The organism is Nitrosospira multiformis (assembly GCF_900103165.1).
Lineage (GTDB): Bacteria > Pseudomonadota > Gammaproteobacteria > Burkholderiales > Nitrosomonadaceae > Nitrosospira > Nitrosospira multiformis_D.
The window spans coordinates 121,226-146,165 of record NZ_FNKY01000001.1 but is presented as its reverse complement, the minus strand read 5'-3'; the positions used below and the strand labels follow the sequence as shown (position 1 = coordinate 146,165).

General features: G+C 52.3%; 21 protein-coding genes, 1 tRNA gene and 3 pseudogenes. 6 read left to right on the top strand and 19 right to left on the bottom strand.

Annotated features, from left to right (window positions below; all coding sequences use genetic code 11):
* Positions 1-82 precede the first annotated feature (82 nt).
* Both gdhA and BLR00_RS16860 read right to left on the bottom strand, forming a co-directional pair.
* Entirely contained in the window at positions 83-1,426 is a 1,344-nt protein-coding gene (gdhA, locus tag BLR00_RS00665; RefSeq protein WP_074630340.1) for an NADP-specific glutamate dehydrogenase, read from the bottom strand.
* Between the two features lie 96 nt (positions 1,427-1,522).
* Positions 1,523-1,648, bottom strand: a complete 126-nt coding sequence (locus BLR00_RS16860; protein WP_256324016.1) for a hypothetical protein — start codon at positions 1,646-1,648, stop codon at positions 1,523-1,525.
* A gap of 38 nt (positions 1,649-1,686) precedes the next feature.
* Between BLR00_RS16860 and mltA the strand changes: the two genes are divergently transcribed.
* On the top strand, positions 1,687-2,877 hold the full coding sequence (gene mltA / locus BLR00_RS00660; protein ID WP_074630339.1) for a murein transglycosylase A: 1,191 nt from the start codon (positions 1,687-1,689) through the stop codon (positions 2,875-2,877).
* 67 nt (positions 2,878-2,944) lie between these two features.
* On the opposite strand, the gene BLR00_RS00655 is transcribed toward mltA, so the two are convergent.
* Positions 2,945-3,661 (bottom strand): DsbC family protein, encoded by a 717-nt coding sequence (locus BLR00_RS00655; protein ID WP_074630338.1) that lies wholly within the window; start codon positions 3,659-3,661, stop codon positions 2,945-2,947.
* An 81-nt stretch (positions 3,662-3,742) separates the two neighbouring features.
* Complete coding sequence (locus tag BLR00_RS00650; protein ID WP_074630337.1) at positions 3,743-4,912, bottom strand: UbiH/UbiF family hydroxylase; 1,170 nt, start codon at positions 4,910-4,912, stop codon at positions 3,743-3,745.
* A 239-nt stretch (positions 4,913-5,151) separates the two neighbouring features.
* Between BLR00_RS00650 and BLR00_RS00645 the strand changes: the two genes are divergently transcribed.
* Positions 5,152-5,227: transfer RNA gene (locus BLR00_RS00645), tRNA-Met, on the top strand.
* Between the two features lie 1,296 nt (positions 5,228-6,523).
* On the opposite strand, the gene BLR00_RS00635 is transcribed toward BLR00_RS00645, so the two are convergent.
* Complete coding sequence (locus tag BLR00_RS00635; protein WP_074630335.1) at positions 6,524-6,802, bottom strand: hypothetical protein; 279 nt, start codon at positions 6,800-6,802, stop codon at positions 6,524-6,526.
* A gap of 330 nt (positions 6,803-7,132) precedes the next feature.
* Between BLR00_RS00635 and BLR00_RS00630 the strand changes: the two genes are divergently transcribed.
* On the top strand, positions 7,133-7,459 hold the full coding sequence (locus tag BLR00_RS00630) for a BON domain-containing protein (RefSeq protein WP_074630334.1): 327 nt from the start codon (positions 7,133-7,135) through the stop codon (positions 7,457-7,459).
* 79 nt (positions 7,460-7,538) lie between these two features.
* On the opposite strand, the gene BLR00_RS00625 is transcribed toward BLR00_RS00630, so the two are convergent.
* Both BLR00_RS00625 and BLR00_RS00620 read right to left on the bottom strand, forming a co-directional pair.
* Positions 7,539-8,978, bottom strand: a complete 1,440-nt coding sequence (locus BLR00_RS00625; protein WP_074630333.1) for a LeuA family protein — start codon at positions 8,976-8,978, stop codon at positions 7,539-7,541.
* Positions 8,979-9,127: 149 nt separating this feature from the next.
* Complete coding sequence (locus tag BLR00_RS00620; RefSeq protein WP_074630332.1) at positions 9,128-9,901, bottom strand: Kazal-type serine protease inhibitor domain protein; 774 nt, start codon at positions 9,899-9,901, stop codon at positions 9,128-9,130.
* A 196-nt stretch (positions 9,902-10,097) separates the two neighbouring features.
* Here BLR00_RS00620 and BLR00_RS16120 point away from each other — a divergent pair.
* Positions 10,098-10,268: pseudogene (locus tag BLR00_RS16120) on the top strand (integrase core domain-containing protein); the annotation flags it as partial.
* A gap of 141 nt (positions 10,269-10,409) precedes the next feature.
* On the opposite strand, the gene BLR00_RS16115 reads toward BLR00_RS16120, so the two are convergent.
* The 7 genes and pseudogenes from BLR00_RS16115 to BLR00_RS00575 all read right to left on the bottom strand — a co-directional run bounded on the left by BLR00_RS16115 (position 10,410) and on the right by BLR00_RS00575 (position 17,534).
* Positions 10,410-10,676, bottom strand: coding sequence for a hypothetical protein (locus tag BLR00_RS16115; protein ID WP_143007615.1), 267 nt, complete (start codon positions 10,674-10,676; stop codon positions 10,410-10,412).
* A gap of 263 nt (positions 10,677-10,939) precedes the next feature.
* Positions 10,940-12,694 carry an FAD-dependent oxidoreductase gene (locus BLR00_RS00605; protein ID WP_256324015.1) on the bottom strand — a complete coding sequence of 585 codons (1,755 nt, stop codon included), beginning with the start codon at positions 12,692-12,694 and terminating at the stop codon, positions 10,940-10,942.
* Positions 12,694-13,017 carry a UBP-type zinc finger domain-containing protein gene (locus BLR00_RS00600; RefSeq protein ID WP_074630329.1) on the bottom strand — a complete coding sequence of 108 codons (324 nt, stop codon included), beginning with the start codon at positions 13,015-13,017 and terminating at the stop codon, positions 12,694-12,696. The genes BLR00_RS00605 and BLR00_RS00600 overlap by 1 nt, the downstream gene beginning before the upstream one ends.
* Before the next feature lie 595 nt (positions 13,018-13,612).
* Entirely contained in the window at positions 13,613-15,454 is a 1,842-nt protein-coding gene (gene nhaA, locus BLR00_RS00590) for a Na+/H+ antiporter NhaA (protein WP_256324014.1), read from the bottom strand.
* A 106-nt stretch (positions 15,455-15,560) separates the two neighbouring features.
* A pseudogene (locus tag BLR00_RS17265) lies at positions 15,561-15,776 on the bottom strand (IS481 family transposase); the annotation flags it as partial.
* A gap of 390 nt (positions 15,777-16,166) precedes the next feature.
* Positions 16,167-16,496, bottom strand: coding sequence for a P-II family nitrogen regulator (locus BLR00_RS00580; RefSeq protein ID WP_074630327.1), 330 nt, complete (start codon positions 16,494-16,496; stop codon positions 16,167-16,169).
* Positions 16,497-16,553: 57 nt separating this feature from the next.
* Positions 16,554-17,534, bottom strand: a complete 981-nt coding sequence (locus tag BLR00_RS00575; protein WP_074630326.1) for a sodium-dependent bicarbonate transport family permease — start codon at positions 17,532-17,534, stop codon at positions 16,554-16,556.
* A gap of 552 nt (positions 17,535-18,086) precedes the next feature.
* Here BLR00_RS00575 and BLR00_RS00565 point away from each other — a divergent pair.
* Both BLR00_RS00565 and BLR00_RS15950 read left to right on the top strand, forming a co-directional pair.
* A protein-coding gene (locus BLR00_RS00565) for an IS3 family transposase (protein ID WP_256324013.1) occupies positions 18,087-19,326 on the top strand; the annotation gives its coding sequence in 2 pieces (ribosomal slippage) (positions 18,087-18,430 and positions 18,429-19,326; 1,242 coding nt in all).
* A gap of 160 nt (positions 19,327-19,486) precedes the next feature.
* Positions 19,487-20,646, top strand: a pseudogene (locus BLR00_RS15950) (IS30 family transposase).
* A gap of 343 nt (positions 20,647-20,989) precedes the next feature.
* On the opposite strand, the gene BLR00_RS00555 reads toward BLR00_RS15950, so the two are convergent.
* The 5 genes from BLR00_RS00555 to BLR00_RS00535 form a co-directional block, all read right to left on the bottom strand.
* Positions 20,990-21,625: a cytochrome P460 family protein gene (locus tag BLR00_RS00555; protein WP_074630324.1), complete on the bottom strand. Its 636-nt coding sequence runs from the start codon at positions 21,623-21,625 to the stop codon at positions 20,990-20,992.
* 351 nt (positions 21,626-21,976) lie between these two features.
* Entirely contained in the window at positions 21,977-22,585 is a 609-nt protein-coding gene (locus tag BLR00_RS16105; protein WP_143007614.1) for a hypothetical protein, read from the bottom strand.
* 88 nt (positions 22,586-22,673) lie between these two features.
* Positions 22,674-23,186 (bottom strand): COG3415 family protein, encoded by a 513-nt coding sequence (locus tag BLR00_RS00545; protein ID WP_074630322.1) that lies wholly within the window; start codon positions 23,184-23,186, stop codon positions 22,674-22,676.
* Positions 23,187-23,280: 94 nt separating this feature from the next.
* Positions 23,281-23,610, bottom strand: coding sequence for a P-II family nitrogen regulator (locus BLR00_RS00540; protein ID WP_074630321.1), 330 nt, complete (start codon positions 23,608-23,610; stop codon positions 23,281-23,283).
* A gap of 108 nt (positions 23,611-23,718) precedes the next feature.
* Positions 23,719-24,699 (bottom strand): sodium-dependent bicarbonate transport family permease, encoded by a 981-nt coding sequence (locus tag BLR00_RS00535; protein ID WP_074630320.1) that lies wholly within the window; start codon positions 24,697-24,699, stop codon positions 23,719-23,721.
* Positions 24,700-24,940: the final 241 nt, after the last annotated feature.

Sequence of the window (24,940 nt, the reverse complement as noted above, 5' to 3'; positions counted from 1 at the left end):
GGATGGTACAGCGGCTTTTCACCGATCGGCCGATTGAAGGATTCTGTCAGTATCTACTCCATGGAGAGCTGGTAGAGGTTTCTTAGACCACTCCCTGACCGATCATCGCGTCGGCCACTTTGACGAAGCCAGCCACATTGGCGCCATCCACATAACTGATACTTCCATCTTTGCGCTGACCATATTTCAGACAGGATCGGTGAATGGCCTGCATGATTTCGAGCAATCGGGCATCCACCTCTTCGCGCGGCCAGGAAAGACGCATCGCATTCTGGCTCATTTCCAGGCCGGAGGTCGCCACTCCGCCCGCATTACTGGCCTTACCGGGGGCGAATAGCACCTTATTGTGCTCAAAGTGTTTCACAGCCTCCGCCGTGGAGGGCATATTGGCGCCCTCGGCGACGCAGATTACGCCATTCTTGATCAGAGCCGCAGCATCTTCCTCATTCAGTTCATTCTGTGTGGCGCATGGCAAAGCGACGTCCACCGGCACATGCCACGGGCGCACGCCAGGAATAAATTTGGCTTTCGCGCATTCGGCGTAACTGCTGATTCGATCATAGCGAAGATTTTTGCATGCCATCAGCTCACTTAGCTTTTCAGGGGTGAAACCTTCTTCATCAACCACGGTGCCGCTGGAGTCGGATACAGTGATTACTTTGGCGCCGAGCGCCATTGCTTTCTCCACGGCATATTGTGCGACGTTCCCCGAGCCCGAGACGGAAACCCGTAAACCGTCAAGCGAGCGGCCGGATTGCTTGAGCATTTCTTCAGCAAAATATACGGTGCCGTAACCGGTGGCTTCCGGGCGTATCAGAGATCCGCCGAAACTTAGACCCTTGCCCGTAAAAACACAGTCGGCGCGGTTGGACAGCTTTTTCATCATGCCTGCCATGAAGCCAACTTCCCGCCCGCCAACCCCGATATCGCCGGCCGGCACATCCGTGTCGGAGCCGATATGACGAAACAATTCGGTCATATAAGCCTGACAGAAACGCATGATCTCGCCCGGGCTTCGACCTTTGGGGTCAAAATTGGAACCCCCCTTGCCGCCACCCATCGGCAGCGTGGTCAGCGCGTTCTTGAAAGTCTGTTCGAACGCCAGAAATTTGAGGATGGAGAGATTTACCGAGGGATGAAAGCGCGTGCCTCCCTTGTAAGGGCCAATGGAGGAACTGTGCTGTATTCTGTAACCGCGGTTGACATTCACCTCTCCGTGATCATTTACCCAGGCAACCCGGAAAATGATTATTCGCTCCGGCTCGATTAGGCGATCCAGAAGACCGTGTTCGGCATAACGAGGGTGCTCGGTGATAAAGGGCCAGAGGCTCTCCATGACCTCGGCAACCGCTTGCAGATATTCGGGTTGACCGGGATTGTGCTCGGCTATGTAGGCGCAGAATTCTTGAAAGCTTTGGTATTTCATTGTGATCTCCCCTTTTGTCCCTTTGTACAAAACCATTCTATCAAGATGCGTATTCTGCCAAATGACTTGTCGAATCGTACCGCGTTCGCTGCCGCATCAGTTGGATTCATCGTCTTTTTTTTCGTCATCTTTTTTTCGCGGCCGGGTCCACCAGACGATGAGAATCAGTAGCGATAACGCTACGCCCGCTTCTAGTAGTAGTATCCACATAGGGTCCGGCATGATGTATATTCGTTAAATGCAACTTTAACTAAAATTCAATGAAAAACCAATTAAGTTTTCTTGTCATCGCTTCGTTGCTGCTACTCAATGCCTGTACGACCATGCGCACGAGCGTTCCCGTTGTTCCGGAAAAACCAGCAGCGTTCACGGTTCCGCCGGCCTCGCTTCCCATGACCGTGCTCAAACCCACTGACTGGAATGCGCTGACGGGCTGGACGGATGACGATATTCTACCCGCATTGGATGCATTCCTTCGAAGCTGCGCCGTCCTGAAAAATCAGCCGCTATGGCAGGAAACCTGCTCTCAGGCTGATACCATGCGGGGGCAGGATAGCGCCGCGCTACGGCAATTCTTCGAGAGCCGTTTTGTGCCACACCAGGTATTGAATGCCGATGGCAGCGGTGACGGCTTGATCACCGGCTATTATGAACCCTTGTTGAAAGGCAGTCGCAAGCAGTCGAAGCGTTACCGTTTTCCACTTTATACCACGCCCGATGAGCTTCTCGTGATTGATTTAGGCGAGGTTTATCCCGAGCTCAAGAATATGCGGTTGCGCGGACGTTTGCAAGGACGTAAGGTGGTACCGTATTACAGCCGCGCCGAAATAGAGAGAAACCCGGCGTCATTGCAGGGAAAGGAGCTTTTGTGGGTGGATGATGCGATTGATTTATTCTTCCTGCAGATTCAGGGCTCGGGCCGGGTTGCGCTTGAGAATGGCGAGATCGTGCGTGTTGGTTATTCCGATCAAAATGGTCATCCCTACAAATCCGTTGGACGGTTGCTGGTGGAGCGCGGGGAATTGCCCCTGGAAAAAGCTTCCATGCAGGGGATCAAGGCATGGGGCCAGAAAAATCCGGCCAGATTGAATGAGTTGTTATATCAGAATTCGAGCTTTGTTTTTTTCCGGGAACTACCTGCGGGGGTGCCGGGACCCTTGGGTTCGCTCGGCGTACCCCTGACCGCGGGCAGGAGTCTCGCCATCGATCCTCGCGCAGTACCCCAGGGAGCGCCGGTGTTTCTTGCCACGACCTGGCCAAATACCGACAAACAGCTTCATCGGTTGATGGTGGCGCAGGACACGGGTGGCGCCATCAAGGGAAACGTACGTGCCGATTTCTTCTGGGGCTTTGGTCCGGAGGCCGGAGATCAGGCGGGGAAGATGAGACAGAGCGGCAGAATGTGGGTATTAATGCCCACCGGTTATGTCCCGCAAGTCCAGACACGTTAAACTCGGATTATCCGGGTAAAAATGTGTTGACCTCTCCACAGGGGTTGTCCGCAAGCCAGTACATTTGTTATTTTGCGGCGGCTCCCCCGCTTAATTTCTTTTCTATCGTATCAGCAGTTATCATTCCGGGTATGATCGAGCCATCGGCAAAGATCAACGTCGGGGTACCATTGATACCGTTTTTCTTACCCGCTTGAACAAGTGTCTCAAGGGGCGTTTCACAATTTTTTCCGGTTGGAGCGATATCTCTCAGCATGAAGTCATCCCATGCCTTGAGGCGGTTAGTGGAACACCATATCGAAGTGGCAGTGGGTAATGAACCATTAAGTATGGGGTAGAGCAGGGTATAAATGGTCACATCGGTGATCTTGGTCAATTCCTTTTCCAAACGCTTGCAATAAGGGCAATTCGGATCGGAAAAAACTGCCAGTCTGCGTTTTCCGTTGCCCTTGACCGTTTTAATCGCATGATCGAGCGGGAGGGAATCAATACTTATCCGCCGGGCATCCTTTATCTGCTGCAAGCGTTCGCTGGTCAGACTCTGCCTGGTTTGGGGATCAACCACATGACCAAAAAAGAAGTAGGTCGCTTTTTCGTCGGTATAGAGTATTTCACCCCCAACCACAACTTCATATAATCCGAAATAGGGGGTTTTTTTAACGCTTTCAATTTTCTCACCGGGAAAATGTGTCCCAACCTCCTTTTTTACGGTGGCTTCATCGGCCAGAGCCGCGCCAGAAAGGATGCATAGCAATAAGGCGGGAAAAGTGAGCTTCAAGCGCATGATGTGGGTCACTCCAGTTCAAGTAAATATCGCGGCGTCTCGCCGTGCTTGTTGTCAAATTTCCGACTTGCTGGATCAGCTTCAACTCAACGCATGCTGTATCAATCGGTCTTTCAGCAGGGGTAAGCGATTGGTGATTTCCAGTCCCAGGTTACGCCAACGAACCAGCGTCGGGTTAGTGTTGTTGAATAATTTCTGCAGTCCATCGGTGGCAAGTTCCATTGCCAGAATGTCTTCCTTGCGTGCACGCTCATAGCGGCGCAGCAGCAAATAATCGCCGCAATCTGATTCCAGCCCGCGTGCAATGATCGTTGCGGCCAGTTCGCGCGCATCACGCAACCCCAGATTAACACCTTGCCCGGCAAGAGGATGGATGCCGTGGGCGGCATCGCCGATGAGGGCAAGACGCGGCTGTACCAGTTTCTTTACGTGCACGAAATTCAGCGGAAAAGCGGCGGGCCGCGTAACAAGCTGCAGCTCACCTAATGCACGGCAGGAAGCCTGGGTAACCTGGTGACACAATTCCGTTTCGGATAAATCGAGCAACGCGCGAGCCCGCTCCTCATTTGCCGACCATACCATGGATACCAGCGTCTCCGGCAATGGCAGTAGTGCCAGCACGCCATCCCGCCGGAACCATTGGTGAGCGACATTACGGTGGTTTTGTTCCGCGTTGAAATTGGCCACTACCCCTATCTGTTGATAGGAATGCCGCACGACCCCGATCTCCGCCTGTTCCCGCACCCAGGAATTCAGGCCATCCGCACCCACAATCAATGCCGCTTGCAGGACATTGCCATCCGCCAGATGTAAATCGGCGTGAGACTCGTTCCAGGTTATCGAAGCACACTCTGCGGGGCAGAATATCTTGACATGTTTTTTCTGGCGCTTAAGCGCATTCCACACAGCGGTCTGGAGCTGGCGATTTTCCACAATGAAAGCCAGTTCCGTCAATCCGATATCGTAGGCGCTGAAATCAAGGCGTGCGGCGCTATCATCGCCGAATACCGCCATTTTATAAACCGGCGTAATCCGATCCTCGTCGAGCGCTTGCCACACGCCAAAGGCTTGCAGAAATTTGGCGCTCCCAGGACTGATTGCATAAACTCTGCTGTCCCAGCTGTCGTCAGCGGGAAGAGGAGTTGGCAGACGCGACTCCACCAATGCGATTTTGAGACCGCTATCCTTGAGTGCAAGCGCCAAGCTTGCCCCAACCAGTCCGCCGCCAACAATCACGACATCGAATTTCATGAGGGCATTATACAGCCGGTTTTAAGACGCCGGCTAAGGTATGTCACTTTCCCAATTTGATTCAACAGAAATGACGGACTCTTTATGCCGGTTTAAATCTACAGGTTAGCTAGAATCAGTCATTTAGAACCTTTCCGGGCTTCCTGAAGTCTTATGTAAAGCTCATGCAAACCCTTGTAAATCTTGACAGAGTAGGTCTCTGAAGGCACAATGCCAACCCCTTGGATGGTCTTACACGTGGCGAATTAGCTCAGTGGTTAGAGCAGCGGAATCATAATCCGTTGGTCCCCAGTTCGAATCTGGGATTCGCTACCAAATAATCAAAGCGTTATGATTAGTATGGAGCAAAGCATTTATCCTATTGCTACCATATTGCTACTTCGCACATAAAAGAAGTGGGCTTTAAAGCAAGCGATTGCTGGCTTGATAACGGGAGAGGAAAGAATAGAGTTAAGAGCTAGGTAAGCCTACCCGCCCTGCCACCCTTTTGGATCATAAGCAACCGCGTCTCATCCTCCACTTTCAAAAATTCTCGTTTCTGAAAGGAGTGATTCCCCATCTGATGGCTGCTGGGGTTACATCATGATTTTTGAGAAGTTATCTGCTGAGTCTGCTGAATTGACTGAATTTCTAAAACGCCTACGATTTGCCGAAAGGGACACGGATCCCAAGAACCGGGCAGGATTTTTAGATTTCCGATGAAAACAGTCGGGAGATGAGTAAGAGAGATCTCAACGCATCGCTCAGCATACGGAAACCAACATTCCCCAAGCAATTCCGTGCTCGAATCCCAAGTGCATACAAGGTGGCTTTCCGCTGCTCCCGACCTGGGACACTATGGCTGGCGGAAAGCAAAGAACCGCTATCGATGCTGGACAGCGGTCAAGGCAGTCAAAATAGCTTGAGGGTGAATACACTCACGAATGTGGAGGGCATGAAGAAGCCCGGTGGAGGGATCACCGGGCTGAAGACATCTATCAAGGGGGTAATAAATGTCAGTCGGCTTCTACAGAATAGGGATAGCCGCCTGAGTCAATAATCTCACAATGAGATTGCATTTTTGTGACAATAAAACCCGGCACAGTTTCCGGGCCGGGGGTGTCACTCTGTCAAGGCGTGACACCCGCAGGAATACGGGTTTGTTACAATTTGCTATGATACGGATGAACTAATAATTAGCAATGAAAAGCCCGGCAGAGATACAGGGAGAGGGCTGCCGGGCAGGCGCCACAAAGGAGGAAAGGCGCATACTTATAAGAGGAGCTATTCGCCGAAAAGTTCCTCAATGAAAAACCCGCCGAAGCGGGTTGGAAGCGATTAAATCCGCTCATTATTTATTCAACTGCTTATTCAACCGTTCCATGTGAAGATTCCGGTTCCTTGGTAGTTGCGCGCTGATTTGCCATGTTCTCTCCCTTGTTAGTAGCACCCTTTTCAGGGCGACACGAGGACTTGCCCTATCGTCCCTTTTATTGCATTGCATGCTTCGCTGCTCAAGGAGTTTTACAGAACTCAGAGTAGTGGATACTAGCCTGAAGTACATCAGAGAATCAGTGCGGGTATTTAAACCGGTCCATTGGCTTCTTTCCAGCTAAAGTCGATAAAGCCTGTTTAAGTGGGGTTCCACAAATCATTGATAGCATCTAGAGGAGGCCCATCCCAGGTACTGACCAGCCCATCTTTGGCATCAATGACGGCGAGTTTGTCAGTCGATCCCATAATGGACATAAGCATCGAGTAGATGTCCGCAGGTTTAATGGCTGTGTTCAGGTAAAAGAGTGCGCGCTGGAACTGATACGAGGCTCCCAAGGATTTTATTTTATTCTTTACCTCGTCGTAGTTCTGATCTGGGCTGCTCAGATCAAACGAAATGAATAAATTATATGTCATGACTCGTTCCGAGAAATGACAACAATTATCGCTATTACGGATGAGCTTGTCTATTGTACCGAGGTACACCTGAAGGGATGGTGGGGGCCTTCGCAGAAGCGAAACAGGCGGACCATAAGCAGTCATAGGCAGCAGCCTTACGCAGCCTCTTTAACCTGCACCGTAAGTGTTGACACATCAATATTGTTTGTCGGGCTACCGCTCGAAAGATCAAGTTTGAATAGTGCCAGATAGAGCATTAGATAAGGCTCAGCTTTGTATGGAACCGAACAGACCGGGGCCGAGAGAAGCTGCATCCTGTCGACTCATCAACCTCCAAAGGAGAAACTCATGAAAACAATTAAATTTCTGGCAACTGTGTTTATGATTGGCGCATTTCTGACGCCTATTGCAAGCTTCTCCGCAGATAAAGATTCAGATTCCAGTGTGGGCGAATATGTTAAGGATTCGGTAATCACCAGCAAGATCAAAACCAAGCTTGCGACCGAAAAGGATCTCAGCTCGATGCATATCTCGGTTGATACCGATAAGAATGGTGTAGTGGTCTTGGGCGGCACAACCAAAAGTCAGGCTGAAAAGGATAAAGCGCATTCGGTCGCGCACTCTGTCGAAGGGGTTACGAAGGTCGTGAATCAAATAAAGATTAAGAAAGAGTAGTAGACAAGTGTGCTCGCGTCCTGGGCACTAGGAATGAATTGGTCGGGATATCCCGGTCAATTTTCATCGGCTCCAAAAATCACCCAGCATTCAATACAGGCTCTATCGGCATGCCAGGGCTGTTTCGGAAGATCGCTGAGTCGAGCAGACTCGAAGTGTAATCTCCCGCTTGCACATGGTTGATAAATAGGCCAGCGCCAGCCAGCATGCGATAGCTGTGCAAGAGTCCGGACGGGATAAAAACACTACCCGGACTTTCGACAACGAACGTATCAGCGCCTAAGCGCACCTCTACTGTTAACCCTTTCAAGTCCGGATCATTTCCGATGAATAGAAAAACGCTATCGACGCAGTGCCGGTGAACATCGATGTGCCTTTCCCCATAGTCGTCCATCTCGGGTATGCGCCGGACGATGCAGTATTGACGCGCATCCGGTACAACACTGTTATCAAGCATCAGGTAGCGATCGCCAGGTCCTCGCCGATTAGGCTGTAATCCCGTGGCGGACACCACTTGCGGATGGTTAATGAGTTGCTCCCGCGCGGACGGCAGGATTTCAGGAGCCGTGGAATTCAGGCGTCCGATAGTTTCGGGAACGGTCCAGGCATAGGCCTGCTCATCGCTAGCTACTGCGCGCCGATGTAGCTTGGCGACGTGGGTAAACGCGTTTGTTCCCGTGATTGGGTGCCAGCGATCAACCACGAGTCGTGAATGAGCCTGGACCAGTTTGCTAACGTGCGGAAGTGCATGGCCATTCCGCAGGCGGCGCCATTTTAGAACATCCAGATTTGCCAATAGAGTAAGCGTGTCCGGGATTCCACAGCGCTCGCCAATGCCGTTGACCGAAGAGGAAATCCAGCGGGCACCGGCCCGCACCGCGCTGAGAGCGTTAGCAATGGCCATCCCCCGATCATTGTGGAAATGTACCTCCAAGTCATGGCCGGCGAATTCGCGGCTCAATCTCCCGATCAGGTCTTCCACTTCCCAGGGACAGAGGAGACCAACCGTGTCGGCAAAACACAAACGGTCCGCTCCCGCGTCAAGCGCAGCGCGGTATCCTTCCACCAATTCGGACCAAGGTGTGCGGCTTCCATCCTCGATCGTGAATCGAACTTTTAATCCGATGTTCTTGGCGTGGCCGACGGCCGTGCTGAGCACTTCGGGTATGGGCCGTTCAAAACGGATGCGACTGTTCCTCGATATCGAGTTGACACCCGCGAAAATACCGACCCACCGGGCGCCAGTGGCCTTGACACTGTCGATGTCCTCGCAACGAGCACGTGCGTGTGCAAGTACCGGAACTGCTCCGCAGGCGGCGACGGTTGCGCGCACCCGGCGAGCCTCCGCATCACTGGCTATGGGATGTCCGCACTCAACCATGTCGATACCCAGAAACACGAGCGCATGTGCGATTTCCGCGCTTTCTTCCTCGCCAAACCGGACACCGGGAGCCTGGACGCCTTCTCTCAAAGTCGTATCAATGATGTAGGGATTCAGTTGAGGTCTTGTCTCACTCATTCAAATTTGATTCCCAGGTTGTGGGACGCAACACCCGTCGCATTTTTTCGCCCGCGGTCAACAGCTTCATTGCTCCATCGACCGCAAGATCAGCCATAGGCGTTGCGTTCCCCCACAAAAACAAGAACTCTTCCTACATCCATGTGCCGTTATTTCACACAAATACCGCTGCAGTCGGCGCCACCTCGGGTCGGATCGCAATTGTCTGAGGGATCATCCACACAAGTCTTACCCGCAGGGCAGGGGAATCCCGCTATTCCGCCGCACATTTGTTTAGGTTCCTTATCGCCGTAAGCAGGGCTTCCTTTGGGCGGATAATCGACACGTTTCCCACCACCCGGTTTAGTGGTCTCTGTTGATCCCACCTTAACCGCCTCGCGAACTTGCTTGGGTTGCACCGTTTCGACGTCAATGGACTCGACGTCTCCATCCGTGTGGCGGGCGGTATATACACCGACAACATCCAAGGGTACAGGACTTTTTATAACCAGAAACCCCTCCAGGAACGCGAAATCAACACAAACCCCGTCGATCGGACAAAAGTAGCCGGCGACGTCAAAACAGCTCATGCCAACCGCCCCATCCGGCTGGAGAACGGCCTCCTTGAATGGCGTAACGCCGAAGGGGCCTGGTTCGGAGCCAAACTGTGTGGCAAGCGCCACCTTGGCGGCAACAGTGATCTGCTTGTTGGTGGGATTGTGTATATTGATGGTCGTGCGATAGGTGCCTCTTGCCAAAGTGCCGTCCTGATGTGGCAGCAATAGCGAACAGACGACTTTTGCGGCATATTGATACTCGGTTTTGATTGTCTTCACAGGTTTTGTTGTTTCCGCCTGGGCTGTGGAAATAGTCTCAACCGTGCCAACCCCAATCCATAGACCTGCCAAAACGGACAAGACTCCGATTATGCGAATCTGTTTCATGATAATTACCCCCTGTTGGTTTAACTAAGGCGCGGATTAGTTCCGGCAATTAGTGCTTGAAAGTCGAATGGCATGAATTGGAACAACTCACATCCCTTAAGCCTCCCTCTCAATTTATTCATAGCAGTGTTTCTTTTATAGTCAAATTTATTTCTCGAATTGTCCAAATGCAAAGACAAAGCGGGTTTGGTCGTATTATGTGGAACGATTCAATCGCACCGTCCGGCACGAATGGCTGGATGTCAGGATCTTCGAATCCATGGCACATGCGCAGAAAATCGCTACGCAATGGCTGTGGGCTTACAATGCGGAAAGACCGAGTATCATCGGCGGAATGACACCCTGTCAGAAGTTCGCAATGGTCGCCTGGACACTATTTCTGAACCCGCCAAGGCTAAAATCGGGAGGAGTACCGCAGTCAAGCTGAATCAATTATCATCAGCTGGGGATTAAATATTATCGGAGGGAATTATGAAAACAGCACTTCTTTCGGCTACGCTTGTTTTACTCATATCGTCAGCAGCATTTGCCCAGGAATCTGGCCAAACACTGGAGCAACGGCAACAGAATATGATTGATCAAAGCAATGAATATCTGCTGAAGCAGCAAAAATCGCAGCAGATGCAACAGCAACATCAGGAGCAGTTGATGGATCAGAAGAAGCAACGGTTACAGCATCCGCAGCGGCCCCAGTCACAGCAGATGCCGCAGCAAATACCCTATATAAAGTGAGATAGCTATAACGACCTGCATTTGAAACAGCGTCAACCAGCATTCAACACCAATCGCGACAGGGGGCACCCAGCCCAATGAATTTCTTTGCGGTCGCCAGCGTAGCGTAAACCCGGATTACTCTCTGCTCTCCTAAACACCGCGGTCTTCACGCACTCAGGCAGCGGTGATATTAAGTGTTTTCAGTACGGTTGAGACAGCCTCGTCGAGCGGAGCATGGGGTTCTTCACCCAGGAATGCGCAGAGCTTACCGTTATCGAGCTATATTGGCTCCTCCGTCTGGTCCATCGTTTGCACCGGAACAGCTTAATGCAATGTAAGCAAGGCATGCAGCTGGTCGACCACTGCGGCACCTTCACCCACAGCGGCAGCGACACGTTTGGTTGAGCTGGCACGCGCATCGCCGATCGCGAATACCCCTGGTACCGAAGTTTCGAGCGGTAGGGGTTGGCGGCCGTTTTTCGAATGCGCAGACTGCGTATGGTCGGCAGGCGAGAGGTCCAGGCCGGTGCAGACAAAACCTTTGTCATTTAATTTCACGCCGCAATTCTCAAGCCAGCCGGTGTTCGGATCGGCCCCCACGAACACGAAAATGCGCCGGGTTGATTTCGTCTGCATGCTGCCGTTTTGGCGATGGCGCCAATGAACGGCGCTCACCCCTTCTTCGCAGCCTTCGATTGCAACGATCTCGGATTCCCTATGTAAGGTAACGTTCGGCAGCGACCCGATACGGTTAATAAGATATGTCGACATGCTTTTTGCCAGATCGGCTCCACGAATCAAATGATGCACGTGCGCCGCGTGGCTTGCCAGGAATACAATTGCCTGTCCGGCTGCATTGCCGCCACCCACGAGCACTACTTCTTCCTGCCGGCATAGCCCTGCCTCGATCGGCGAAGCCCAGTAATAGACGCCGCGACCTTCGTATTTCTCAAGTTCGGGTATGGCGGGATGCCGATACTTTGCACCTGTCGCGATAACCACGGCTTTTGCCGAAACCCGTGCGCCACAATCCAGTTGGAGTGCGTGAGGGAAGCCTGTGCAATCGAGTGATGTCACTTCGACGGGCACCACCATTTCAGCACCGAATTTCAGCGCTTGAACATAAGCGCGTCCGGCGAGCGCCTGACCGGAGATGCCGGTCGGGAAACCGAGGTAATTTTCGATTCTCGCGCTCGCGCCCGCCTGACCGCCGAACGCATGAGTGTCGAGTACAAGCACGGAAAGCCCTTCCGATGCGGCATATACCGCACAGGCAAGGCCGGCGGGGCCGGCGCCAGCGATCGCAACGTCGTAGACACGGTCAGGATCCAGCTCGATGTACAAACCGAGGTGATGCGCAAGCTCCCTTTCGGTGGGACACTTAAGGACCGTTCCATCGGGACAAACAACCAGTGGCAATTCGTCTGGACGCGGTTGGTGGAGCTTCATCACGTCTTCCGCGACGCTATCCTGTGCCGGATCCAATGCAAGATGAGGATGACCATTCCTTGAAAGAAATCCCTGTAGCCGCACCATGCCTGCGCCGCCGGGGGTACCAATCAGTAGCGGACCGCCTCCGCCAGTTTCGATCAATCCCAAGCGCCGCAGGATCATGGCTCTCATGATACGTTCCCCGAGCTCAGCCTCGGCCACGACCACTGCGCGCAAGGAAGGCGGATCGATCACCAGTGCTTCAACGACTTCAAGAGCCCGTCCATAGGCAAGCGGGGGACGGCCTGAAAGCTGGCCGACTTCGCCCGTGAAGTGGCCCGGCCCACTTTCAATGATGGGAATCTCGATGCCCAGGCCATTTTTGCGCGTAATCAGGATGCGCCCGCTCAGCAAAACGAACATGCCCACTCCGGGCCTGGAGGGATCGAATAATATTTCACCGGGCTGCCAGGTGCGCACCGTGCCAAAACGCAGTAGCCGATTAGTTTCTGCGGGGGAAAGTTTGGGAAACATCTGCCCGCGGCGCGATTCCAGGCTTGGAGGCAATGGAAAATCCATCGTACTGGTTGGAACATCGTCCATCTGGCCAGACGCTGGCGAGAGCAAACTGTCAAAGGCCTCGTTCATCACCATTTGCGATCCTCGAAAGCAACCGATGAAGCATGGCGGTGTATGGTTTGGTGGCCGCTGAAATCGAGCATCTCCTGGTCGATGTAGCGCCAGCCCCACGGCTTCCGGGGATCGCAGGATGCCATGACCGGATGGCCTGTCGCATGATAAGGCCTGGTCGCGTGCCTGTTTATGTTGATCGAGCTATCACAGTAACCGATGTGACCACACTGGCGGCACGCGTGAAGAAGCGCCCATGAGTCTCCGGTCTTCAGACAAGCCTCACAGCCATTCGCAGAAGGTGTGATCTCGCGAATGCTATCGAGATGCGTACGAAGCATACAACCTCCATGCTCAATATTTCTCAATCGATCAAACCGTCCATTTCGTCAGGACGATGGCGAAATCCGCTTGACTATGATCTTGCGCCTTCTGGAAAATCATGAACCGCTAATTTTGTTGGGTCATAAGAACATTATAGGTTCATCTTTGCCTTCTTGTATTTGAATAATTGCAGTCATGGCCTTTACTGCCTCATGTCCCCGTTTCATGCGTTTAGTGACCCATGAAATATCCAGCAGCACTAACGTGCTTCAGATATTTCATACCAGATTAAAGTGGAAATCATGCTTGGAAATTCCCCTTTAAGGGAACCATTAAATATTGGATCAGTACCGGCGCAGGATTTATCATGGTTTGATTGTTTCAAAAGTACAAAGGGATATTTTGGGGATTGGCATCGACTGGGCGGAGAATTCACTTCGAGACAGTAAACGTCATGTGCATTCGCAACGAGAAATCACCGATCACGAAGGAGCTGCGAATTTCTTTTCTCTTCTGCAGCAATTCGGGCTGACACCGCTTTGCTGACCCCAACAAGGAATCAGGCTGAAGGGAAGAGTCATGCTTGAACCAACACAATCCAAATCGTATAATCTAGGGGCTGCCTCGTCCGCGCCGCCTGTCCGCGTTCCACAAGATAGCCACGCCGAGGATCGCAGATACTATTGAAGCGGCAAATACCGCGATCTTGGCCGCAGCGAAATCGCTCTCTGCCGGGAATGCCTGGCTGGCGATAAACAGCGACATAGTGAAACCGATCCCGGCCAGTGCGCCGGCTCCGATTAATTGCCGCCATGAATATTCGTCAGGCTTGGTGGCGATTCCGAGCCGCACTGCAATCGCCGATGCCGACACCAATCCCAGGGGCTTGCCGATCACCAATGCTACGATAATCGCAAGCATAAGAGGTTCATGGGCGGTGAGGGCATCCGCCGTAAGCGCGACTCCTGCATTAGCCAAGGCGAACAGCGGCAGCACAACGTAGCTCGAACGGCCGCCAGCGTTTCGCAGCAGGCGATCGGCTGGCGATTCCAGGCGATCGTGGATGGCGTCGAGCGCTCGAATAGCCGGAAGAGAAGGACCGTGCCGCAGCACCTCGCCGCTACGTTGTGCTTCGGTAGTCAGGATCGCGTCTGCTTGGACCATCAACGCCGTCAGATTCGGGGGCGGCCTCGTCGGAATGAACAGCGCCAGGATCACGCCCGCTATGGTGGCGTGGAGTCCGCTTGCGAGCACGCAGGCCCAGAGCACGACGCCCAGAAGGACGTAGGGCGTGACGTTATAGACGCGGATGCGGTTGAGGAGAACCAGCGCCGCAACAGTGGCCGCGGCGCCCGCGAGATAGCCGAAGTTTATTGTGCCGGAGTAGAAGATTGCTACAACGATGATTGCACCGATGTCGTCGACGATAGCCGCCGCCGTCAGGAAGACGCGCAGCTCGGCCGGTACGCGGTTTCCCATCATCACGATCAGCGCCACGGCGAACGCCGTGTCTGTGGCCATCGGAACGCCCCACCCGTGCGACCAGGCTCCTGCGGGTGTCAGCAGCACATAAAGGATCGCCGGCACCACCATGCCGCCGACAGCCGCAGCAACCGGCAGGGCTCCCGATCGTATACTGGCGAGGCGGCCGACGGTAAATTCGCGTTTGATTTCCAGTCCCACGACCAGAAAGAAGATTGTCAGCAAGCCATCGTTGATCCAGTGGAGCAAGGACATCTTGAACTCGGCACCGCCGATTGAAATACTCAGATACTGTTCCCACAACGCCAGGAAGCCGGCATCAAGACTGGAATTTGTCAATGCCACGGCGAGTATCGTCGCCAGCAGAAGCAGGACGCCCGCCGAAGGCGCCCAACCGGCGAAGTCGAGCGCCAAGCCCTGCAATCTTTGGCTGGGGCCACCGAGCATCGCGTCGGTGAAAGAACTTTCATCCCAAGGGCCATCATAGCGGCGACCATTGATAAAGAACGTCGGTGTGACCAAGGCGTGGCTGACCTGGGCGCTCTTTACGTCGGCCTGGATGCGCGCCTTGGCACGCTCGTCGGCTTCGCTAGCCTCACCAACGTCAGGCAGAGGCACGTCCAGATCGCTGGCAACGGCAATCAAATCCTCTTCCGTCAACGCTTCCGAACGTGTCATCAACGCGATGTGCGCGTCCCAGAAGGCTTTAGTGTCTTTCGCATGCTCCACCAACTCGGCAGCCCTGCGAGCAATATCGCTTCCAGTTAATGGGTAGTGCCGGAAGACGTAACGAAGGCGATCACCCAACTGATCCCGAACCTGAGCGATCCTTTCATTCGCAGCCCGGCAATGCGGGCACGCGTAGCTCCCATACTCCACGAGAGTGATTTCAGCATTCTCCGGGCCGAGCATATGATCGTAGTCGTTATCGACCGGGCGATCGAGCTTGCTGCTTAATTTCACCTGCGACACCGAATGGCCTCCATCCTATGAACAATATTCGCGATCATTCGTCTTTGGCTGAATAGCTGATGAAAATATTATACATAGTAGCTCGGAGAAACCTGAGGTGGTGGGGGTGTTCAATATCATTCAAGGCCAGGGAGAGCTGATAATCATGAGCCTTCGGTTTACCGCAGTACCCGGTCCCTATCCGTTCGGGAGTGGATCAGGCCCATGCCCTGTTCTGCGAAGAAAGGTAGCACCTGATCATTGAGCAGATCGGCTGCAATAATAGGCGTCTGGTCGTGTGGAGTCTGGCAGCGGCTCACCTGGAATAGATGTCAACGAAGACGTTTGCTGATAGTTGGCGAAGCTTGCCAATCATTACGCCAGGAAGCAGCCTCAGTTCAGTGGCGTATGTGATTTCACGCGCAAGAGAGATGACGAGCTGGATATCGTTCTGGCGACACTTCCTGTCTCATCGGTTTTGCGGAGATAGACCGAAGGCTGGAAAACAGTCTGAAAGTGCTGGGTGTGGAAAATGTATTGCGATTGACGCGTGCCTATCTCAGAAGGATTCAAGATACAGCGTTTTTTTGTGAGTAACCCGAAGGGACGGGACGGATTTCATCCAGCCCTTCGTTACTCGCCGCTTACAGAGGCCTGCTCCGCCGCGCGGCTCATGCCTCGTGCTGGATGAAATCTATCGCCGTTGCGGGTGCGAAATAAGCGTTAACAGGCCCTAGTATGAGGCCGCTGGTCCTATGACCCACTGGCAATCGGAAACCAGGCACATTCCTCCCCAGTCTTTCAACTTGGGGCGAAGCAGCATGATGAGCCTCTCCGCCTGTTCTTCCCCGCAGGCTACAACCATCACGGCATTCTCTTCCTCAAGAGAATAGTCTTCGGGGTTGCGTTCTCCGCGGGATCCCAGGCCGCCCGCTTTTTTGATGACTGTATAGCCGCGTATCTGGGCTTCCTGGCACAAGTCGATGAGCTCTTCCAGCGATTCTTCATCCACAACAATCTCAATCCGTTTCATGGAAATAAAAATGTCTGCTCTTAACGTCATGATTTTTCCTCTAAGATGTTTGCATATAGTCAGGGATTTGAAATCAGTCCGGTAGCATCAGGTCCCGGCCAGATACTGGGCACCTGCATAATACAGGGGGATTCCGATCACCACGTTGAACGGAAAAGTACACCCGAGCGACAGCGTCAGATAGAAAGATGGGTTGGCCTCGGGTATCGCCAGACGCATAGCCGGCGGTACCGCGATATAGGAACAACTGGCCGCCAGCACCGTTACCAGGGTGACACCGCCGATTGAGTATTGGAGGTAGTAGTGACCTACCATTATCCCGAAAAAAGCGCCGATCAAAGGCATCACTACGCCGAAACCGACCAGGAAGACGCCTACCTTCTTAAATTCCGACAGCCTTTTCCCGGCTTCCATACCCATATCGGCCAGGAATATGCATAAGGCGCCCATAAAGATTGTTTCAAAGAACGGTTCGATTTTTTTGTAGCTCGTGTCCGACACTGCCGCCCCGATCGCCATGGAGCCGAACAGCAGCAGAATACTGCCATTGGTAAAGGCCTCGATCATCAGGTGCTTCATCATTCCCTTTTCGCCCTTTTGCGCCCCCCCCATGATTTTCCGGGAATAGCCAGCCAGGACCAGGCCGATCATGATCGCGGGAGATTCCATGATCGCCAGCATGATCACGGGATAGGCTTCATAGGTCACGCCGATGCCGCCCAGGAATGCCACCGCCGTCATGTAGGTACCCGCGCTCACGGAACCGTAATGCGCCGAGATGGCTGCGGCGTTCAGCGGGTCGATCCTTCCGATGCCCCGCAAAATAATATAAGCAATGATAGGCAGGCCAACGCCAAACCCGAGCGCCGCCCACACGGCAGGAAGGGCATCACCCATATTTGAAGTGGCGAGCGCCTTGCCGCCATGCAGACCAATCCCGATCAGCAAGTAGATAACGATCATCTTGTGCATGTCGGGTGGAAACTTCAGATCCGACTTGATGATGCATGCGAACATACCAAGGGCAAAAAAGAGTATTGCTGGTACGAGAAGACTGGAGATCGACATTGTTACACTCCTCTTATAATAAAATTAGCTACCTGGACTTATCGGCTTCCCATGCAAGATAGCTTTATGGGTACATGGAATTATTAGAGCCGGAATGAATTGCGAATAAAGTTAACATACCACTTGTCAAGAAAAGCTTTTGAAACTGTGGCTAATCCGACTTGATGATGCATGCGAACATACCAAGGGCAAAAAAGAGTATTGCTGGTACGAGAAGACTGGAGATCGACATTGTTACACTCCTCTTATAATAAAATTAACTACCTGGACTTATCGGCTTCCCATGCAAGATAGTTTTATGGGTACATGGAATTATTAGAGCCGGAATGAATTGCGGATAAAGTTAACATACCACTTGTCAAGAAAAGCTTTTGAAACTGTGACTAATTTGTCAATGTTATAAATGTTATAAGTGGCAATGCGTCAACACCATCATTCCTGATCGGATGCATCCGTTTGTCATTTTGATGAGCCGCGATTGGATTGTAGTAGCCCCCAATTGAACCGGACACGGATGCGCTGATAATAGGAGATAGGCATAAGCCTGGTACTATGCATAGTGCTTCTGGTTTTGATCGCATTGAAGTCGCCACCGGAGTCGAGCGCCGCAGGCGCTGGAGTCTGGGCGAGAAATTGAAAGCTGTTGAAGAATCCCGCTTGCCGGGAATGAGTGTCTCGTATGTGGCGCGAAAATATGGTATTGCTCCCAGCTTGTTATTTCGTTGGAGAAAGCTCATGGTTGAAGGAGGGCAGGAAGCAGTGCGCAGCGATGATGCGGTGGTGTCCGCAGCCGAGGTCCGGGAGCTGAAGAAGCGAATTCGAGAGCTGGAGCGGGTGCTGGGCAAGAAGACCCTGGAGAACGAGATTCTCACGGAAGCGGTGAAGTTTGCTCATGAAAAAAACTGATCTCGCGCATGCCCTTGCTGCCACAGGACGATATCCTATGAAAGCCATTGCTGACACGATGGGCGTGGCACGATCCCATCTGGTGGAACGGATGAAGCCGAAAACACGGTCAGCCAGTGGTCGCTACTACAAGGCCGATGATGCCTGGTTGTTGCTCTTGATCCGCGAGCTTGTGGATTGTCGCATGACTTACGGTTATCGCAGGATTTGCGCCCTGCTGAACCGCAGGCTGGAGGAGATGGGCAAGCCTGCGGTCAATCACAAGCGGGTCTATCGCATCATGCGCCAGAATGGTTTGCTGCTGACCCGGCATGCCGGCAAGCAACCGCAACGGTCGCATGAAGGCAAGGTGATTACCTTGCGTTCCAACCTGCGCTGGTGCTCGGATGGGTTCGAGATTGCCTGCTGGAATGAACAGGTGGTGCGGGTCGCCTTTGCGCTGGACTGCTGCGATCGGGAGGTCATCAGCCATGTGGCCACCACCAGCGGCATTACCGGGGAGATGGTGCGCGATCTGATGATTGAATCCGTCGAGCGGCGCTTCGGAACCATTAACAGACTCCCGCACAGGGTGGAATGGCTCAGCGACAACGGCAGCTGTTATACCGCTACAGAAACAAGAGCTTTTGCCCAGGATATGGGATTCATCAGCTGTTTCACTCCGATCCGAAGTCCCGAATCCAACGGCATGGCCGCAGCCTTCGTCAAGACCTTCAAACGGGATTATGTCTATGTGCATGACCGTCCCGATGCACAAACCGTGATGGCACTGCTTGACCAATGGTTCGAGGACTACAATGAATACCATCCTCACAAGGGGCTGAAGATGAAGTCACCAAGACAATTCATCCGCAGCCAGTTACTAACCGCATCCTGTCCGGTTTAATAGGGGCAACTCCACACGGTGCAGCCCCAGCTGCCGCCTGGGGGTGCTTTTAATCCTTTATTGATGAGCTTGTGCCTGGATATTTAAAAAACAAAGGCATGGTGCATTCAATTGGTCAATGCAACACCATCTGATCTAATGTAGATTTGGGAGGTGTTTTATGGCGCAATTGGGACGTCCAGGGTTATCTGCGGGTCAAAAAGCGGAATTGTGGCGTAGATGGAAGAATGGGCAATCTTTAAGTGATATTGGGCGTGCTTTAGGCAAACATGCTGGATCGGTGCATGGGGTGATTTCCTCTAATGGTGGAATTGTTCCTGCAGTATGTTGTCGTTCACGCTTGGCACTCAGTCTTGCTGAGCGTGAAGAAATTTCCCGCGGCATGGCGGTCAGCGCATCAATGCGGCAGATAGCAAACATGATTGGAAGGGAGCCATCGACGGTGAGCCGTGAAATTGCACGTAATGGAGGTCGAAATAAATACCGGGCGTCTGAGGCAGATTCCCTGGCCTGGGATCAAGCCAGGCGTCCTAAACAGTGCAGGCTGGGAATGAACGATAGCCTGCAAAACGTGGTGGCGGCCAAGTTAAGTTTGGACTGGTCCCCTGAGCAAATAGCGGGGTGGCTTAAATTGGGATTCCCGCATGATAAAAGCATGCGTATATCTCATGAAACGATTTACCGCAGTTTGTTTATTCAGGCTCATGGCGTTTTGAAGAAGGAACTCTCTCGCATCTTCGTAGCAGACGGATGATGCGATGCGGAAAAAGATCGACCACTGAAGGTCAGCCACGAGGACAGATTATTGATGCCGTATCAATACGGGAACGTCCGGCAGAAGTTGAAGACCGGTCTATTCCAGGCCATTGGGAAGGCGATCTGATGTCGGGATCGAAAAATAGTCACATTGCCACCTTGGTCGAGCGGAGCTCCCGATTCGTAATGCTTGTCCAGGTTGGGGGCAAGGATACGGCAAGCGTGGTCGGTGCTTTGGTACGGCAAGTGAAACAACTGCCCGAGGGGGTCATGTCTTCCCTGACATGGGATCGAGGCAGTGAACTGGCTCAGCACAAGAAATTCACGATTGCGACCGATGTGGAGATGTATTTTTGCGACCCGCGAAGTCCATGGCAACGGGGAACAAACGAAAATACCAACGGCCTGCTTCGCCAGTACTTTCCGAGAGGCACCGACTTATGCGGATACAGTCAACAAGATCTGGATGCGATTGCTTTAAGGCTCAATACACGGCCAAGAAAAATGCTAGGATTTATAACACCAAGCGTTAAACTTGCTAAAAGTGTTGCAGCGATCGGTTGAACTCACCATCTCTTCGCGAGAATAATTACCCGCGGCATGGGTTTTCCCCATTTTACGGACAGATTGCCTCATCCGTGGTTAGTCAAGCAGTTTTTCTAAGGGGAACACTTAGGGCCTGTTAACACTTATTTCGCACCCGCGACGGTGACGGACTTCATCCAGCACGAGGCATGAGCCGTGCGGCGGAGCAGGCCTCCGTAAGCGGCGAGTAACGAAGGGCTGGATGAAATCCATCCCGTCCCTTCGGGTTGCGCACAAAAAACGCGGATGCGAAATAAGTGTTAACAGGCCCTAGTCTGTCTGTCGTCTTCTTTTGAAAAGACGGAAGTCTCCTCAACCGCAATTACTTGCCGCGCTGGATATCGATACTGTCCTGACCGAGTCCCCGCGTCTTAGATTTCTCCGCCGGCCTACCCGCACGCAATATCGGGTAATGCTGAGTAAAGACCATATCTTCGGCAGCACTCGCCTTGTGGCACGCTGCACATGCTTCGTCAGGTTGTGCCACCGCTGTTGGTTTATCATCGAAGCCAAAATAGGCCCAATTTTCCGTTCTATTGGGGAAGCGCTTTTTGCTCTTCACCGCTGCCGCAATGCTCTGAAATTCCCCTTGAAAATATCCATTTCCACTTACTGATTTCTTGGCACCAACGCTGACCATTTCCAGGACAAAAATAGTGCCTTCACGGAACTTCCCGGTCCTTTTCCAATACGTCCAACTGGCAGGATCAATATAGACATTATGGAACTCAGGAAATGCCGGCTTACCGTCGTTCATGTCATTGGGTGTAACGGGCGCACCTACAAAAATCCACTCTCGGTAGTGAGTTGGACGAACCAGTTCTCCTTTCTTGTTGAATTTGGCGTAATTGGAATCTAGTGCGTCCGCTGAAGTAGCGTGAATGCTTAATAAGCCAAGCATTAATACAGACGCGATACCGCCAAACAAAGTTTTTTCGGGAAATTGCTGTTGTAGCATGATCAACTCCTTAGATGGGAAATATGCTGCGAGATTGGAAACCGTTCAGCAATGACCGCACACCGATCAGCAAATAGGTAACGATCATCTCGTTTATATCGGGCGGAAATTTCAGATCTGACTCGATGATGCACGCGAACATACCGGGCAAAGAAAGTACTCGGGTACGCGAAAATTGGAGATTGACATTGTTACGCTCCTCTTATAATAAAATTAGCTATATGGGCTCATCGGCTTTCCCATGCGAGACGCATCATGGGAAAGCCGGAATGAATTGCGGATAAGGCACCACATCTCGTCTGTCAAACGGGTTCCGTGAAATTGGATAAAATCCGAAAGCCTAGGAGGATGTTACTCATGAGGTGGCATATGGCAACCTGCTGCATATCGCCCAGCGTTGTCCGTATCAGCGGGAACCAAGTCCATGCCTAGATTCTCTAAACGAATTTTAGCACCCGTTTGATCATGCGAAAGGCCGCTACCGCTGGCTGATATAGAAACGCGGTAAATGCGGAATCTATCTGGCGATTGCCGATCATCGGCATACCAGTTCTCCGCTGAAAACCCCTTACTCGTTTGATGGCCACCTTCATAGGCTAAAGTATAGATTATCCTGCAAGCCTGCCATCCGGCGGGAGCTTCTATCGTATCCGAGCCCGAGCAGGATTGGTTCCATGCAACATCGCACTGGTACGAACTCCATTTGATCCAACGCCATACAGGTGGAATAAGGGTTGGCATTGGCATAGTTTTTCTCATGGCGGGGGAGGGGACAGAGGGTTTGTCTTTTGCGGAAATGCCTCCCATTGTAAAAATTTCTGAGGTCGGGGCCACAACAGCGAGTTTTTGTGGAACCCGTGGTTTATCCTCCGTATTATCGGACGAAGGTGTTTGTGCCAAAACAGATGAATTGGAGAAGGTTAAGCCAAACGCCAGGATAGTAATAGCAAAGTTGTACATGATGAGCTCCTTTCGGATAGTTTGTTGATCACTAGTGCTCCAACTACTCCTTTACTGAGAACTTGTTAAAAGACGCTATATTCCATCGTCATTCCTTGACGGTGCGGCTCCTATTCTGTTGGTTCAATCTTTCCCATGTTTGCTTGACTTTGATAGCCCTTGGGTGTTGCACGCCAGATTTTGACAGTCCATGGCGACGGAGCAATTGATAAACTGTCGAGGCCGATACGGGCCTGCCTATGTATTGTTCAAGCTCAGCTTTCAATTGCGCGATGGGAAAAACATCTGAGAACTTGATCTGGTTAGCGAAACGTGCCAGGAATTTTGCCTCTTCGTCGAGGCTCATCCGGGCGTGATTCCGCAGATCTTTCTTTTCCCTGATTTGTATAGCACCCGTTTCAATAAGCTTGAAACGCGTCCTGAGCTTTCCCGTACGGCTCTTGGATAATCCAATGATCGTCGCCGTCTGTTCCAGCGAGAGCCCAAACTCCAGTGGAAGGAGTAATGCCTGCGCGGCACGCAGGGCATCAACCGTTTTGGCTGATGCGATTCGCTCCTTCGCAGCCTTGACGAACGCTCGTCCCGTAGCAGGTCTAGCCATTTTTTATGCCCAAATCGAGTTAAATAATTGAATAATCCCCGGGAATGAACCGGGATTCAGTTTGATCCCAGGATTGATCTATGCATCATGCAGCTCAGTATGAGGCCGCGGGCCCTATGACCCACTGGCAATCGGAAATCAGGCACATTCCGCCGAACTCTTTCAATTTTGGTCGAAGCGACATAATAATTCTCTCCGCCTGCTTTTCCTCGCAAGCCAGAATCACCACAGCGTTCTTTTCCTCCAGGGCATAATCATCGGGGCGCCGCTCACCGCGCGACCCGAGTCCGCCCGCCTGCTTGATAACTGTGTAGCCGCGCACCCCAGCTTCCCGGCATAGCTCCAGCAAATCGCTCAGGGACTCTTCGTCTACGACAATTTCTATCCGGTTCATTGAGATTAACGTTTCGGGTCTCATAATCATGGTCTTTCCTCGATAATGGTTATCTGCGATAGCCTGGACCGAATATCTTCAATCCGGTCCAGGAGTAGGTTAGCAATTGAATGGATTACTGATGGTCCTGAAACTTGCTTACTGCCCGGCCAGATACTGGGCACCTGCATAATACAGGGGGATTCCGATCACCACGTTGAACGGAAAAGTACACCCGAGCGACAGCGTCAGATAGAAAGATGGGTTGGCCTCGGGTATCGCCAGACGCATAGCCGGCGGTACCGCGATATAGGAACAACTGGCCGCCAGCACCGTTACCAGGGTGACACCGCCGATTGAGTATTGGAGGTAGTAGTGACCTACCATTATCCCGAAAAAAGCGCCGATCAAAGGCATCACTACGCCGAAACCGACCAGGAAGACGCCTACCTTCTTAAATTCCGACAGCCTTTTCCCGGCTTCCATACCCATATCGGCCAGGAATATGCATAAGGCGCCCATAAAGATTGTTTCAAAGAACGGTTCGATTTTTTTGTAGCTCGTGTCCGACACTGCCGCCCCGATCGCCATGGAGCCGAACAGCAGCAGAATACTGCCATTGGTAAAGGCCTCGATCATCAGGTGCTTCATCATTCCCTTTTCGCCCTTTTGCGCCCCCCCCATGATTTTCCGGGAATAGCCAGCCAGGACCAGGCCGATCATGATCGCGGGAGATTCCATGATCGCCAGCATGATCACGGGATAGGCTTCATAGGTCACGCCGATGCCGCCCAGGAATGCCACCGCCGTCATGTAGGTACCCGCGCTCACGGAACCGTAATGCGCCGAGATGGCTGCGGCGTTCAGCGGGTCGATCCTTCCGATGCCCCGCAAAATAATATAAGCAATGATAGGCAGGCCAACGCCAAACCCGAGCGCCGCCCACACGGCAGGAAGGGCATCACCCATATTAGAAGTGGCGAGCGCTTTGCCGCCATGCAGACCAATCCCGATCAGCAAGTAGATAACGATCATCTTGTGCATGTCGGGTGGAAACTTCAGATCCGACTTGATGATGCATGCGAACATACCAAGGGCAAAAAAGAGTATTGCTGGTACGAGAAGACTGGAGATCGACATTGTTACACCCCTCTTATAATAAAATTAGCTACCTGGACTTATCGGCTTCCCATGCAAGATAGCTTTATGGGTACATGGAATTATTAGAGCCGGAATGAATTGCGAATAAAGTTAACATACCGCTTGTCAAGAAAAGCTTTTGAAACTGTGACCAATTTGTCAATGTTATAAGTGTTATAAGTGTTATAAGTGGCAATGCGTCAGCACCATCATTCCTGACCGGATGCATCCGTTTGTCATT

Coding starts and splice junctions, on each gene's coding strand:
- gdhA (WP_074630340.1), bottom strand. CDS start 1,426: ATGAAATACCAAAGCTTTCAAGAATTCTGCGCCTACATAGCCGAGCAC.
- BLR00_RS16860 (WP_256324016.1), bottom strand. CDS start 1,648: ATGCCGGACCCTATGTGGATACTACTACTAGAAGCGGGCGTAGCGTTA.
- mltA (WP_074630339.1), top strand. CDS start 1,687: ATGAAAAACCAATTAAGTTTTCTTGTCATCGCTTCGTTGCTGCTACTC.
- BLR00_RS00655 (WP_074630338.1), bottom strand. CDS start 3,661: ATGCGCTTGAAGCTCACTTTTCCCGCCTTATTGCTATGCATCCTTTCT.
- BLR00_RS00650 (WP_074630337.1), bottom strand. CDS start 4,912: ATGAAATTCGATGTCGTGATTGTTGGCGGCGGACTGGTTGGGGCAAGC.
- BLR00_RS00635 (WP_074630335.1), bottom strand. CDS start 6,802: ATGACATATAATTTATTCATTTCGTTTGATCTGAGCAGCCCAGATCAG.
- BLR00_RS00630 (WP_074630334.1), top strand. CDS start 7,133: ATGAAAACAATTAAATTTCTGGCAACTGTGTTTATGATTGGCGCATTT.
- BLR00_RS00625 (WP_074630333.1), bottom strand. CDS start 8,978: ATGAGTGAGACAAGACCTCAACTGAATCCCTACATCATTGATACGACT.
- BLR00_RS00620 (WP_074630332.1), bottom strand. CDS start 9,901: ATGAAACAGATTCGCATAATCGGAGTCTTGTCCGTTTTGGCAGGTCTA.
- BLR00_RS16115 (WP_143007615.1), bottom strand. CDS start 10,676: ATGCTGGTTGACGCTGTTTCAAATGCAGGTCGTTATAGCTATCTCACT.
- BLR00_RS00605 (WP_256324015.1), bottom strand. CDS start 12,694: ATGAACGAGGCCTTTGACAGTTTGCTCTCGCCAGCGTCTGGCCAGATG.
- BLR00_RS00600 (WP_074630329.1), bottom strand. CDS start 13,017: ATGCTTCGTACGCATCTCGATAGCATTCGCGAGATCACACCTTCTGCG.
- BLR00_RS00580 (WP_074630327.1), bottom strand. CDS start 16,496: ATGACGTTAAGAGCAGACATTTTTATTTCCATGAAACGGATTGAGATT.
- BLR00_RS00575 (WP_074630326.1), bottom strand. CDS start 17,534: ATGTCGATCTCCAGTCTTCTCGTACCAGCAATACTCTTTTTTGCCCTT.
- BLR00_RS00555 (WP_074630324.1), bottom strand. CDS start 21,625: ATGCTACAACAGCAATTTCCCGAAAAAACTTTGTTTGGCGGTATCGCG.
- BLR00_RS16105 (WP_143007614.1), bottom strand. CDS start 22,585: ATGTACAACTTTGCTATTACTATCCTGGCGTTTGGCTTAACCTTCTCC.
- BLR00_RS00545 (WP_074630322.1), bottom strand. CDS start 23,186: ATGGCTAGACCTGCTACGGGACGAGCGTTCGTCAAGGCTGCGAAGGAG.
- BLR00_RS00540 (WP_074630321.1), bottom strand. CDS start 23,610: ATGATTATGAGACCCGAAACGTTAATCTCAATGAACCGGATAGAAATT.
- BLR00_RS00535 (WP_074630320.1), bottom strand. CDS start 24,699: ATGTCGATCTCCAGTCTTCTCGTACCAGCAATACTCTTTTTTGCCCTT.